Origin of the sequence: Chitinophaga sp. (assembly GCF_039596135.1) — a bacterium.
Taxonomy (GTDB): Bacteria; Bacteroidota; Bacteroidia; order Chitinophagales; family Chitinophagaceae; genus Chitinophaga.
The window spans coordinates 1-13,733 of record NZ_JBCNKH010000066.1 but is presented as its reverse complement, the minus strand read 5'-3'; the positions used below and the strand labels follow the sequence as shown (position 1 = coordinate 13,733).

8 protein-coding genes are annotated in these 13,733 nt (G+C 47.5%); 2 read left to right on the top strand and 6 right to left on the bottom strand.

Annotated elements, in window-relative coordinates:
- Positions 1-10 precede the first annotated feature (10 nt).
- Both ABDW16_RS25545 and ABDW16_RS25540 read right to left on the bottom strand, forming a co-directional pair.
- Complete coding sequence (locus ABDW16_RS25545) at positions 11-1,834, bottom strand: RagB/SusD family nutrient uptake outer membrane protein (RefSeq protein WP_343673727.1); 1,824 nt, start codon at positions 1,832-1,834, stop codon at positions 11-13.
- A 19-nt stretch (positions 1,835-1,853) separates the two neighbouring features.
- A complete protein-coding gene (locus ABDW16_RS25540) occupies positions 1,854-5,078 on the bottom strand; it encodes a TonB-dependent receptor (RefSeq protein ID WP_343673725.1) in 3,225 nt (1,074 codons plus the stop codon).
- A 532-nt stretch (positions 5,079-5,610) separates the two neighbouring features.
- Here ABDW16_RS25540 and ABDW16_RS25535 point away from each other — a divergent pair.
- Positions 5,611-6,150 carry a hypothetical protein gene (locus ABDW16_RS25535; RefSeq protein WP_343673724.1) on the top strand — a complete coding sequence of 180 codons (540 nt, stop codon included), beginning with the start codon at positions 5,611-5,613 and terminating at the stop codon, positions 6,148-6,150.
- A 209-nt stretch (positions 6,151-6,359) separates the two neighbouring features.
- On the opposite strand, the gene ABDW16_RS25530 is transcribed toward ABDW16_RS25535, so the two are convergent.
- Positions 6,360-8,057 (bottom strand): sodium/solute symporter, encoded by a 1,698-nt coding sequence (locus ABDW16_RS25530; protein ID WP_343673723.1) that lies wholly within the window; start codon positions 8,055-8,057, stop codon positions 6,360-6,362.
- Between the two features lie 373 nt (positions 8,058-8,430).
- Here ABDW16_RS25530 and ABDW16_RS25525 point away from each other — a divergent pair, with 373 nt between their 5' ends.
- Complete coding sequence (locus ABDW16_RS25525) at positions 8,431-9,684, top strand: dicarboxylate/amino acid:cation symporter (protein ID WP_343673721.1); 1,254 nt, start codon at positions 8,431-8,433, stop codon at positions 9,682-9,684.
- A 184-nt stretch (positions 9,685-9,868) separates the two neighbouring features.
- Here the strand turns inward: ABDW16_RS25525 and ABDW16_RS25520 are convergent, their stop codons facing one another.
- From ABDW16_RS25520 to ABDW16_RS25510, 3 genes are read right to left on the bottom strand one after another with little or no spacing between them, the layout of a single operon-like run.
- A complete protein-coding gene (locus tag ABDW16_RS25520; protein ID WP_343673719.1) occupies positions 9,869-11,146 on the bottom strand; it encodes a YdcF family protein in 1,278 nt (425 codons plus the stop codon).
- Entirely contained in the window at positions 11,143-12,444 is a 1,302-nt protein-coding gene (locus ABDW16_RS25515; RefSeq protein WP_343673717.1) for an amidohydrolase family protein, read from the bottom strand. Before ABDW16_RS25515 ends, ABDW16_RS25520 begins: the two co-directional genes overlap by 4 nt.
- Positions 12,445-12,479: 35 nt before the next feature.
- On the bottom strand, positions 12,480-13,649 hold the full coding sequence (locus ABDW16_RS25510) for a PLP-dependent aspartate aminotransferase family protein (RefSeq protein WP_343673715.1): 1,170 nt from the start codon (positions 13,647-13,649) through the stop codon (positions 12,480-12,482).
- Positions 13,650-13,733 lie beyond the last annotated feature (84 nt).

Sequence of the window (13,733 nt, the reverse complement as noted above, 5' to 3'; positions counted from 1 at the left end):
ATGAATCATTTTAGTAGCCTTGATTTTGTACCAGCTTGTAATTACTGTTCAAAGCATCTGTAGGAATAGGGAGCAGTTCTTTTTTGTTCGCCTCAAAGTAAATGGCATAGCCTTTTCTGGCACCTGTCAGGTAATCTTCATTCACCGCTGTTCGCCAGCTCTTGGTAGTATAGCCCGAAGGTGCTGCAGCCGTACCTAACCCCGGCTCAAACAATACCTGCGATACCGGCCCGCCATACAAATTCAGCGTCTGTGTTTCATCTACTGAATTCACGAGATTATAAGGCGCTGCTTTTGCATAGAGGTACAAAGGTACATTGGCATACCGGCCCTCCCCATTCATAAACTGCCGCAGTTTGTCTCTTGTTTCTGTCAGCTTGGTGGCCAGCAGGTTCCAGCGGATCAGGTCAAACTTCCTGATCCCTTCACCCCCGAATTCCAGCAGTCTTTCATGCACCAGGGCGTTGAAGAATCCCTGCTTGTCCGTCGGTATTTCAGGAAGGCGATCCAGGTGCCCTGCATAGGCTCTTTTCTGTACCTGCAGCAATGCATCCTGCGCCTTTGCTGAAGGTGCTTCATTCAGTTCATTGTCCGCCTCAGCATACATCAGCAACACATCAGCGAAACGCAGGATCGGCCAGTTGATCGCCAGGTTCTGCGAAGTACCGGTGATGCTCGTCCAGGAACGACGGTACTTGCCATCTGTCATCACACCGGCAGTCACGGCTATCTTCTGGCTGCTTGCATCTATTTCAAAGAGGTTAATGGTCACATCCCGACGGCAATCGCCAATGGAATCAAATTCATAGAAATAGGTAGGCAGCACATTGATGCCACCTCCACCGCCACCAAAGCGGGAAGAGGTATTATGCTTCAGGCCATTGTAATAGCCCAGCTTACTGTCTGTACTGGCATTTCCGCCATAGGCACCAATTTCAAAGATCAGTTCATGTGCATCATCCAGCCGCGTAGCAGTATGCAGTGTTTTGAAAACATTTTCATACACAGGGTTCAGGGAGTGCTGCTCCGGGTGCGCCATGATATCTGCACATTCATCATAAGCAATCTGGTAAAACTTTTTATAGTCATCCCTTCTCGCCATCACATGCGGATTGGTACGTAATGAATACCCGCCTGCCGCCAGCGCAATCCTTGCCCGGATACCTTTCACCGCACCTTTGGTGAGTCGTAAATTCTGATCTGGTGATTCCGTTCTCCAGGGCACTAATTCGGCTGCCACTGCCAGGTCATCCAGCAATTGCCGGTAAATGGAATCTTTGTCTGTTCTGGGCAGGTACAAATCTGTCAGGTCCGCGGCAGGTACCAGCTGTGCAGGCAGATCCCCCCAGTTGCGCAACGCCTCAAAGTAGAACTGTGCACGCAGTGTGAGCACCTCTCCATACATCTTCTTCATCTGTGACTGTTCTGTAGCCGTACCCCCACTATACAAGGGAGACAATGGAATATATTTAATGCAGACATTCGCCCGTTCTATGCCTTTGAACAGCTGGTTAAAAGGATTCGGCAGGTCGCTGTTGCCCGGACTGGCGCCGTATGTACTGATACCCCTGCGGTCGTCAGCACTGTAATCGCCGGATGTTTTGAAGTCATCCGCCGATTGCGGGAACAGGCAGGAAATACGGTTACCATAACCGTTATCGCCAATCAGCATGGCATATACACCTATAACAGCGGAATTCGTATTGGATACACTGGTAAATACCGCCTCCTGCGATACCGTAGACGGGTTCTCGATAGTCAGGTATTTTTTGCACGCACTAAAGGCGGTGGCAAAAAAGATGAGTATGATGAATGAACGTATGTATGCGTACATAATCAAATCGTTTAAACCATTAAAAAGAAGCATTGATACCACCGAGAATAAAGCGGCTTCTTGGGTAAGCTGCATAATCCACACCCGGGGTCAGCGGGTTACTACGACGGGTATTGGCCTCCGGATCATAGCCGGTATATTTTGTAAAGGTATACAGGTTATTTACGGTCGCATATACCCTGAAACGGGAAAAGACATGGGTTCTCTTCAGCAGGGAAGCCGGCAGACTGTAACCGATAGTGAGGTTACTGATCCTGATAAACGAACCATCTTCAATGGCAAATGAATGCAGGAAGTAGTTACCACCCGGTGCGGACCAGTATTTGGTATCCTTGTTCAGCGCCTGCAGTTGCTCCGGATCAGATACCAGTACACCATTGTCATTGTACCATTTCCAGGCATCTTTCATTTCTTTGATCAGGTTATTGTCTTTGTATTGATAGGCAGTTGTAAACTCGATTTTATTCGCATTGTATACCTTGTTGCCATAAGAGAAGTTGATGAAAACACTCATGTCAAATCCCCGCCATGTAAACTGCTGGTTGAAACCACCAAAGAACTTCGGCTGGGCATTCCCCAATACCTTCCTGTCGTTCAGACCAATGATCATAGAAGTATCTTTTGTGAGCTTTTTGAGTTTCAGGTCGCCGGGTTGTACTTCCCGGCTACCCAGCGCAACTGCACTGTTGTTGGGCACGTCTGACTTCAATGTATAGTGTTGGGTACTGGCGTCGTAATTGAAGTCTTCAATTTTGTAGTAGCCATCGGTGACATAGCCGTAAAATTGTCCCAGCGGTTGACCCACTTCTACGAGGAAGTCGTTCAGACTATTTACCCAACCGGATTGCGCGTAGTAAGATTTCAATGGTGCACCGGTAGGATCAGTACCAAGGCTCACAATTTTGTTTCTGTTAGCCGCAATGTTGAAGGAGATATTGTAAGTCACTTTTTTCCTGTTGATCACCATCGCGGCTACCTGCAGTTCCAACCCTTTGTTCTGTGTCTTACCTACATTCTGAACCTGGTCAGTATAGCCGGATGTGGTAGGAATTTTGGCACTTAGCAGCAGGTCGCGGGTATTGTTGTGATAATAGTCAATGGAAGCACTGATACGGTTATCCAATATGGCGACATCCAGCCCCAGGTTGCGTGAAACTGTGGTTTCCCATTTCAGTCGCGGATTGGCCAGTGACAAAGGCGCAGTGCCCGGTGTCACCGATTCATCAAATGCGTAGGAACTGGTGCTGGTACCATACATTGTTTTGAACAGGTCTTCGGAGATGCGGTTATTGCCCGCAGTACCCAGGGTAGCACGCAGTTTCAGGTCGGAGAGCCAGTGTATATTGCGCATAAAATCTTCCTGTGTAATACGCCATGCCAGTGCCACGGAAGGAAAGGCAGCAAAACCATTTTCATAATTGAACCGGGAAGATCCATCGTAGCGCAGGGTGAGAGTGGCCAGGTACCTGTTGTTATACCCATAATTAGCCCTGCCAAAGAATGAGATCAGCCGGTTTTGCGTTACACTTGTAGTAGGCGGATCCTGTATTTGCCCGGTAGGCGGTGTCGCCTTTTGAATACCGGCAAATGCCTGTTCCGGTGTAAGGTCCACGGGCATCCATTTTACGGTGGTACTTTGGGTATTCCCTTTCAGCATATAGATTTCCTGGCCGGCCAGCAGATCTACCTGGTGTTTATTATTAAAGTTCTTACTATAGCTAAGCGTATTCGAATTGGTCAGTGTCGTGGTTTCTCCTGTAGCAATCGTTACCACCGGCATATTTGCATTAGAACGTGCTACGGATGTAACGTATCCATTGTAAGTATTGGTACGTGTGCCTGTGCTGGTAAAGCCTATGGTACTCCTAAAGCTCAACCCATCCAGAATGGTAAAGTTCAGATACCCGTTCAGGTTAACATCATTGCGGTAATCATATTTCAGTTCATTGTGCGCGAGCAATACCGGGTTGGTAAGGTTGGTGAGGTTCGCATATTCCGGATCGAATACATCTACCACATCTTCATCGCCGGGAGCAATGAAAGGTTTATAGCGCACGGCATTGCGCAGGCGGTTAGTGCCCTGGGAACCTGTGTTCGAAGTACCTACCCCATCTACCCGCTGCCGGCTGTAACGGGTGGTGATACCCACTTTCAGGCGTTTGCTGGCAGTATGGTCAAAACGGAATGCAGCCATGGTACGGCGATAACCGGATTCCAGCATGATTCCTTGTTCGGAAGTGTTGTTCAGCGTGAGGTTGAAAGAGGAGGTTTTGTTACCACCTGTTACTGTCACCACATGGGTATTGTTCGTGGCATTGCGGCCAAATACTTCATCCTGCCAGTCAGTAGCAGGTACCTGTTTATACAGTTCAAGATCCTCCCAGCGGCCATATTTATCCCGGAAGGAGTTCTTTGTATCATCGTCAGTTTGATAATTGTACAACTTGTACTGGTACTTTACATAATCGTACGGAGATAAGACGGGTAGTTCGTTGACAATGCTGCGTACGCCCATATAGCCATCATAGCTTACGCGGGTAGGCATGTCTTTGCCCCCTTTGGTGGTGATGATCACCACTCCATTCGCACCTCTGGCTCCATAGATGGCTGTAGACGCAGCATCCTTGAGTACATCGATACTTTGTATTTCCTGTGGCGACAACAGGGATAGGGCGTTTTCGACCTGTATACCATCTACAATGTAGAGCGGGGAATTGTCTTGTGTGATAGAGCCCCCACCCCGCACGCGAATCAGGATATCTGCACCCGGCCGGCCTTCAGTAGTCGTTACCTGCACACCTGCCAGGCGGCCTGCCAGTGCTTCGGCAGCAGTATTGGCTGGTACGTCTTTCAGTTCTTTCTGTGCATTCAGGGAGGAGGCGGCACCGGTAAAGTTGCCTTTGGACACGGTGCCGTAGCCAACGACCACGACTTCGTTCATGTTGTTGTTCGCCAGCAGTAGTTGCGCCTTTACAGGGGAAGATGGTGAAGCGTTCACTGCTAGTGTCTGGTAGCCTACATAGGTAAGCACCAGTGAGACCGTTTGTCCGTTGGGGACGCTGAGGTGAAACTGTCCGTCGGCATCAGTCCGGGTACCTGTATTGGTATTTTTAATACGGACGGTCACACCTGGCAGTTTATCGCCGGATTCCTTGCTGGTGACTGTTCCTGAAATCTGATTCGACTGGGCAAACACCCCCATACACCCCAGGAGGATGGTCATGAAGAAAATTAATCCTTTCATAAGTGGAATTCAATATTTAGTATCTAATAACTATTTCATAGCCGTGTACTTGTGGTTGATAAAATTGCCGGAGAATATCGGGTTACTGCTACAAGAATGTCCCTCCTTATTGTTCATGCTCCTTTAACAATTTTAACGGCTAATTTTCTAACGAACAACTAATTACGCGGGTTTATTTACGCAATCGTTCCCGGAACCTGGTTGGCAGTCTCCTTTGATTGATGGATTTCAGGGTTTATTGGATAGTTAGCTAAGCTATAATATGACTACACATCCAATGGTACATCACGGATATATCAATTGGCAGTCTCCTTTGATTGATGGATTTCAGGCTTTATTGGATAGTTAGCTAAGCTATACTGCCAACAGTACATCATAAGTGCATTATAACTACATCTGTATATCAATTCGATATTGAGGTGCAGTTCTAATGATGTATTAATACTCATTTAGTATTGGTTTAGTAGTAAAGCTTCACTATAGTTGCAGGCAGTACATTAACTTTATTCCTGTAACCTCAAAATTGTTTGTTATGGCGCTTGTTAAAGACAACATACTTCTTCAATTCGTCAGGGGTACCCTCGGCGATCAAATCACGATTTACGAACGGAATGGCCAGATTATTATGGCTAAAAAACGCGGCCCGTCAAAGAAAAAGCCGACCCAAAAGCAGCTGGAGGCAAGATATAAGATGCAGGTTGCGGCGGCATATGCAAAGGTGATCATGGAGGATCCGGAGCTAAAGGCTTATTATAAGTCGCTGGCAGGCCCGGGGCAGAATGCTTATAATATGGCGGTAAAGGATGCTTTCAGATCTCCGGAAGTGCAGAATATCCGGTTCGAAGACACGACTGTGGTGGTAACGGCGAAAGATGAATTCAGGGTGGCAGAAGTGGAAGTACGGGTACATGATGCAGCAGGTACGCTGCAGGAAAGAGGCAAGGCTGTTTTAGGCAGAAATGGAGTGGACTGGTATTATAAAGCGGCCAGTTTGCCCGCTGGTGGCAAGGTGATAGTGGTGGCAGAGGATCTGCCGGGGAATGCAACAGTGCGGGAGGTAAAGCTGGAATAAAAAACGAAAACAGCAGATGCATGCCGATACGTGATATGGGTATAAAAACATGCATGAAAAAAGGCATTCACCAACGGAGATGAAAGCTATTTTCATAAAAAAAGGTCGAATGAATTCGACCTTCGTATATCATAGTTCACGTTATTGAATAGCTGTAATCTGCAAAAATTACTGAGAGTTCATACAGCTTGTAGAGACTAAAGAATTAATTACCAGAAGCGAATATACAGCGCACTGAGAATCAGCAGCGTCATTACAATCATTACAATAGTAGACGGTGCTAACTTGAACATAGCTGTATCCAGCTGGAAGGATTTTGGATTGATCTTCGGCCCTGCCAGGCTCAAAATCACCATCACCACCAATGTAAAGAAGAATGCCCAACCCATACAGATCTGGAAAGGAATCTCATATACACCTTTGCTGTTCACAAACGCAGTATACAACCATGTTTCATGGCCAAACCACTGCGCTGCATAGTTATTGAATACAATAGACAGCAAAAACCCGGTCACAATACCAGCTACTGCCGCTGCACCAGTGGTACGCTTCCAAAACATACCGAGCAGGAACATGGCGAATACCCCCGGGCTGATGAAACCAGTGTACTTCTGGATGAATGTAAAACCACCTTCACCACCAATACCCAGCAGGTCATTCCATGTAAAAGCAATAGCCACCAGCATAGCAGCAACGATCGTAAGACGACCGGTCCATACCAGCTTTTTCTCGTCGGCTTCTTTATTAATATACTTTTTGTAAATATCCAGTGTAAAGATGGTTGAAATACTATTTGCCTTACCCGCCAGTGAAGCTACGATAGCAGCTGTCAATGCCGCTAGAGACAAGCCTTTCAGACCATTAGGCAGGAAAGTCAGTACAGCAGAGTAAGCATTGTCCGCATTGAAGTGACCACCCGGTGCCATTTCGCCCTGCAGACCACCATTCTTGTACAATACATAGGCGGCAATACCAGGCAGCATCACGATCACAGGCATCATCAGCTTCATAAGACCGGCAAAGAGAATACCGTTACGGGCTGTCTTCAGGTCCGCACCCAACGCTCTTTGTGTAATGTATTGATTACATCCCCAATAGTTCAGGTTGATGATCCACTGGCCTGCAAAGTAAATAGTGATACCAGGCAATAAGAGGTAGCGGTTGATATACTCCTGTGAAGCGCCGGGACCGGGTTTGTCCAGGATCATTTTGAAGTGATCAGGCGAATCTTTCATGAGTGCATTGAAACCAGCCAGTGCATCTTTGCCAAGACCAAAGTGCTCGCTCACCATGGTCAGTGCCAGCCAGGTTGTAGCCAAACCACCAATAATGAGTACGATTACCTGTATTACATCTGTATAACCGATTACTTTCATTCCGCCCAAAGTGATCACCAGTGCAAATAAAGCAAGGGCTACCATGATGAGGTGAAAATGTTCTGCACCTACCAGGTTGTTGATGGCCAGCGCACCGAGGAACAGGATGGACGTCAGGTTGACGAACACATATAGGAATAACCAGAATACAGCCATGATCAGCGCCACCGTTTCATTATAACGGGTTTTGAGGAACTGTGGCATGGTGTAAATCTTGTTTTTCAGGTAAACGGGAATAAACCAGACCGCCACGATAATGAGGGCTACGGCTGCAATCCATTCATAGGCAGAGACGGCGATGCCGACGGAGAAGCCGTTGCCACTCATACCAATGAATTGTTCTGCTGAAATGTTGGAGGCAATAAGGGACGCGCCTATGGCCCACCACGTAAGTGATCCTTCTGCCAGGAAGAAATCTTTCGTACTCATTGTAGCCTTCTTTTTCCGGAGGTAAATCCAGTAACCATAAGAAGCGACTACCAGAAAGTAGATTACAAATATGATGTAATCAATGTTGGCTAGTTTATTCATATTATGTGGAATGTTACGGTGTCTAGTTTCACAACGCGTGCTCTTGCATCGATGAGCAAGATAGTAATAATTGTCAATTTTACATTTAAAGTTTAAAAATATTTTTATCTGGTAAGATTTTAACCCCCAAATGTGCGGATTTTGCCTTTGGGAGATTATTTGAATCTTAAAGGGATTCTAACCTTGTAACTTCCAGATGGGCGGATTTTGTCTTTAGAAGATTATTATCCCCCCAAAGGATTCTAACCTTGTAGCCCCCAAAAATGCAGATTTTGCCTTCGGAGATTTATTTTGATCTTAGATGGATTCTACCATTTTAGCCCCCATATGCGCAGATTTTGCCTTCGGGAGTTTTTTTCTATCTTACACCCTTATGCGCCAATTATTAAAAAACTATAGCAGCATCCTCCTTTTGCTGGGCGGGATCATTACAGGTAGTATTATGGGGCTCACCCTTGGACAACGGGTACTGATCCTGAAACCCATTGGTGACATCTTCCTCAACCTGATCTTTATTGCCGTAGTCCCACTGGTCTTTTTTGCCATTTCAGCGGCCATTGCCAATATTGACCCGGGCCAGAAACTGGGGCGGATCATGTCTGCCATGGGATTGGTGTTTCTCTCCACCATATTGATAGCCGCATTTTTTACTATTGTAACGATCTGGCTTTTTCCGCTGGAGGCGGTGGTGACGGTTCCGGGGTCACTGCCAGACCTGAAAGAAGCGGGTAACTGGGGAGATCAGCTGGTGCGATTACTGACCACAGAAGAGTTCTTTTCCCTCTTATCGAGGAAGAATATGCTGCCGTTATTGATCTTTGCTGCTATTACGGGTTTTGCGGCGCTCAAAGCCGGGGAGGCAGGGGCCCCCTTCAGGAAGTTTTTGTTATCGGGAAATGCGGTGATGAAGAGCTTCCTCGATATTATTATGGTGATGGCGCCATTGGGCTTAGGAATATACTTCGCCTGCCAGATTGCGGAGCTGGGACCGCAGTTGTTTGCGACCTATGCCAGTTCGATGAAGATCTATTATGGTTTTGGGATTGTATATTTCTTTGTGGGCTTTACTTTCTATGCTTTTCTGGCCGGTGGCTGGAAAGGGATTCTCTATTATTGGAGATATAATATTGTGCCTTCGCTGACGGCATTAGGATCTTGTAGCAGTATTGCCACCATTCCTGCTAACCTGGAGGCGGGGAAGAAAATGAGAGTGCCGGAGAGTATTAATAATGTGGTGGTGCCACTGGGGGCTACCCTGCATAAGGATGGGTCCAGTATTTCTTCTATTGTAAAGATCGGGGTGGTATTTGCCTTGTTTGGCAGAGATTTTTCAGGGGTGGATACGGTGTTGTTAGCTATGGGTATTACCGTGATTGTGAGTATTGTGGAAGGAGGCGTCCCCAATGGAGGGTACATCGGGGAGCTCCTTGTAATGTCTGTTTATGGATTTCCTGTAACGGCCCTGCCGGCGGTGATGATAGTCGGTACGCTGGTAGACCCGCTGGCCACTGTGCTGAATGCGACCGGCGATACAGTGGCGGCGATGCTGGTAGCCAGGGTGCTGAAAGGAAAGAACTGGCTGACAGATCAGGCACACAGTGACGATCTTCCTGCTAGTTCTGTCTGATAACCAACATGCGTAACGGCTGATTCCCTATCACGGGTCCAGCACATCATGCAGATCTTCCTGCCACTTCTAACTGATAACCAACATGCGTAACGGCTGATTCCCTATCACGGGTCCAGCACATCATGCAGATCTTCCTGCCACTTCTAACTGATGACCAACATGCGTAACGGCTGATCCCCTATCACGGGTCCAGCGGGTCATTAGGATCCTCCTGCCATGCTTTTTCATCCGGCAGGAACCGGTTTGTCGTTTCATCCACTCTCTCCAATTCTTTATAAGGTACATACCCTATTTCTTTCATGAATCGGGGTGCCATTTTCTCTATCATCAGGGACTGCATCTGATCAGTGATGATAAGACCCGGTTTAGTAGCCGGCATATTAAACAGGTACATCAACCTTTCCGTATTACGAATATTGGTTGTCGTATGCCTGGCATGCGGCTCTATAATGATAGCACTATCCGGAATACCCAGTTTTGCCACCAGGTATTTTTTCATTTCCACTGCTTCGCAAAAAGGCGTTTTGTACGGATGCACATGCCCCCCGGAAACGACAATATAAGGCGCCAGTTTGCTATTGTAAGCGGCCACTGCCAGTTTGCAACGATACATACCTACTGAATCCATGCTTTGCCCTTTCTTGCCAGGACCGGCACCGGGCACCAGGATTACACTGTACTTGTAAGCATTCCAGTTAATAAGGCGGGCGCTTTTAAAAGCAGCCGTATTATCGCCGGCATATAGCGGTTCATACCGGGTAGCCTCGTCCCTGCCATTTACTTCCAGCGCAGTGAGTGCTGCGAGTAATGACTGCCGATAAAAAGCACCGCCGGCTTTGCGCTGTAGCCCTGTTTTTACAGCAGGTACATCAGCTGCCTGCAATGAGATGCTATCGATTGCCGGATAACGTGGACGATCACCCTGCAAATACACGCCGTAAATGTGGTTCATACCAGTCACTACATCGCCCCATACTTTACGGATATAAGCCGTATCATTTTCTTCATTGTAAACCGGGTAGCGGTTCACTACCTTCAGGCGCTGCACCATCTCAGCCATCTCACTATTGTTGCTGACCAATTGTACAAACTCATCTCCTACCCTGCTGGTTTCGCCCGGTGTCCATTCCAGCGCTTCGCCCAGACAGGCGGCATCTGTACAGGTACTGAGTGCAGACTGTAAACGGGCAGCCCTTTCTGCTGCAATGGCATTGAACACCGCATCTTTTTGTACGATGTCATGTGGTTCTCCTTTTCTTTCCAACATGTAGAGAAAGTAAAAAGACTTCCTGATTTGTACCTGCTGTGTAGCCGTAAACGTGATACCTGCCGGAACGGTGGTGCGTGGCTTCGCCACCGGCTTGTGATAATGTTTACTCTTGTGTTGCGCAAAGGTCATTGTGGCGGCCATTAGCCCTGTACACAGGCCAATGGCAAAAATCTTTCTGTTCAATTTCATTTTATTTCCTTTCCATTTTTCCAAATTGCTGTAATGCTCCTGGTAGCTTTAATATCCTCTGCAGGATTGCCATCAAGGATCATAAAATCTGCTTTATTTCCTGGTATAAGTGTTCCTGAATGATGTGCTCCATGCAGGAGTGCAGCGCCGTTGGCAGTGGCGCAGGTGATGACTTTTAAGGGGGTGAGCCCCGCCTGGGCCATCAGCTCTAATTCTAAATGTTCTGAAAAGCCCTGTGCACGGGTAGGTTGTGCACCAGAGTCGGTACCCATAGCGATAGGGATACCGGCGCTGTCCAGCTTATGTAAGTTTGTTTTCGCAATGTTGAATGCCCTGATTTTTTTATCCCTGTCCTTATCCTGTTTCTGGGGCATACTTTTCAATTCATCGTATACGCCTGGTTCAAGGGAGTGAATAAAAAAGTCGTCATTCATCCAGTCCGGTGCATTGGCACCATATGCAAAATTGTACCTGTCTAAAGAGAGGGTTGGAATGTAGTAAGTGCCTTTTTCCTGCATGAGGGCAATGAAAGCATCGTCTACCACCTGGTCACGGATACTGTGTGCCAGCAGGTCGATGCCGTCATTCACTAAATTGCGGGCATCTTCAAGATAATAAACATGTGCGGCTACTTTAATACCGTGGGCATGTGCCGCATCGATGATCGCTTTATAAATATCAGGGGGCATTTTGGGATTGCCATCTACCCATATTTTTACAAAATCGGGATGAAGGTCTGCCAGTTGTTCCATAGCGGCAGCCGCTGCCTCAGGTGTGAGGGGGCGTTGAATATGTTTCCCAAATACACCGGGAGGTACGCCGCCATTGGCCCCAAAACCATAGCCGGCGGTGTAGATGGTGGCACCGGGAATAGCACCTTTTTGTGAGGAATCGCGGAGTGGCCAGATCAATGGCTGATCTGTACCCATGCTCAATACGGCGCCGATGCCGTAGTGTAAATATTGTACCAGCTGCCGTTTTACATTTTCGTCCGTGTAATTATTGGCGGTAGCTGTATTTCCTTTTATCAGTCCCAGGTGCCCGTGGGCATTGATCAGCAGCGGCATGACCGTTTTGCCGTTCATGTTAATGCGTCTGGCGTTTTTAGGCAGGTGCCTGGTATCCGGAAAGGAAACCACTTTATCTGCCTGGATCACCATATTTGCATGCTGGCGCACAGGTGCGCCGCTGCCGTCTATGAGAGTGATATCTTTCAGGACCGTCAATGGTCCCTGCTGTGCAAAAATTAAGCAGCTTTGAAATATTGCCCCTATTGTCAACAACAGATAATTCTTCATTCAATATGGTTTGCAGTATTGCAAACTACGAACTATCAGTTAAAAATAGCGACCGCTTCCGGCTGAATTTGATGAAAGGCATGAACAAGGTCTGCCAGCAGGTCTTCCGGTTCTTCCAATCCGACGCTCAAACGGATGAGGCTATCCGCCACCCCGGCGGCTCTGCGCTTTTCGTCAGGGATAGATTTGTGGGTCATTGCTGCCGGATGACATAACAAACTTTTAACACCACCAAGGCTTTCCGCCAGTTTAAAGTACCGCGTGCTGGTCACAAATTTTTGCGCAGCTGCCTCGGTATCTGTTTTCAGGGTGAAGCTAACAATGCCTCCGAATCCTTTAGACTGCTTTTTGGCAATGTCATGGTGTGGATGTGATGAAAGGCCGGGATAAAATACCTTGTCTACCAGCGGGTGCTGCTCCAGGAAGCGTGCAATCTCCAATGCGTTGGCACAATGCTGGCGCACACGGAGGTGAACGGTTTCGATACCACGAATGAGCAGGAAGCTGTCGAAAGGCGACAAAATAGCGCCACAGGCATTCTGGTAGAACCTGATTTCTGCGCCCAGTGCAGGATCTTTGGTAATGACAACACCGGCGATCAGGTCGCTGTGCCCACCCAGGTATTTGGTAGCGCTGTGTATGACGATATCGGCGCCCAGGGTCAGTGGTTGCTGTAATACTGGTGTACCAAAGGTATTGTCTACTGCAAAGAGTACTTTGTGGGCTTTCGCAATTTTTGCAATCGCCCCAATATCAGAGATTTTTAAAGTTGGATTGGTAGGTGTTTCCAACCAGATGAGTTTTGTGGCCGGGGTGATGGCGTCCAGTACATTTTGTACATCGCTGGTGTCTACGTAAGTTACTTTAATACCAAACTTCCTGTACACCTTGTCGAAGAGGCGGAAGGCGCCCCCGTAAATATCGTCTACGGCAATGATTTCATCTCCTGATTGCAGGAGTTTCAATACGGCATCGATAGCTGCGAGGCCACTGCTAAAGGCAATGCCGGTGCTGCCGCCTTCCAGACCTGCAACGATTTTTTCCAGGGTTTCGCGGGTAGGATTATTGGTACGGGCATAGTCGTAGCCTTTGTTCACGCCGGGTGCTTCCTGTACAAAGGTGGAGGTTTGGTAGATGGGTACAGTGATAGCACCTGTTAATGCATCTACTGGAATAGAATGGAGAAGGTTGGTGATGTTACTCATCGGTTTGTTTTTTAGTTGATGATGAAATTGATTAAACAGGGTTCTTGTGGGAGCTTATCAGAGAGGAGTGGGCATAAAAAAACT

Coding starts and splice junctions, on each gene's coding strand:
- ABDW16_RS25525 (WP_343673721.1), top strand. CDS start 8,431: ATGCGCCAATTATTAAAAAACTATAGCAGCATCCTCCTTTTGCTGGGC.
- ABDW16_RS25530 (WP_343673723.1), bottom strand. CDS start 8,057: ATGAATAAACTAGCCAACATTGATTACATCATATTTGTAATCTACTTT.
- ABDW16_RS25515 (WP_343673717.1), bottom strand. CDS start 12,444: ATGAAGAATTATCTGTTGTTGACAATAGGGGCAATATTTCAAAGCTGC.
- ABDW16_RS25510 (WP_343673715.1), bottom strand. CDS start 13,649: ATGAGTAACATCACCAACCTTCTCCATTCTATTCCAGTAGATGCATTA.
- ABDW16_RS25545 (WP_343673727.1), bottom strand. CDS start 1,834: ATGTACGCATACATACGTTCATTCATCATACTCATCTTTTTTGCCACC.
- ABDW16_RS25520 (WP_343673719.1), bottom strand. CDS start 11,146: ATGAAATTGAACAGAAAGATTTTTGCCATTGGCCTGTGTACAGGGCTA.
- ABDW16_RS25540 (WP_343673725.1), bottom strand. CDS start 5,078: ATGAAAGGATTAATTTTCTTCATGACCATCCTCCTGGGGTGTATGGGG.
- ABDW16_RS25535 (WP_343673724.1), top strand. CDS start 5,611: ATGGCGCTTGTTAAAGACAACATACTTCTTCAATTCGTCAGGGGTACC.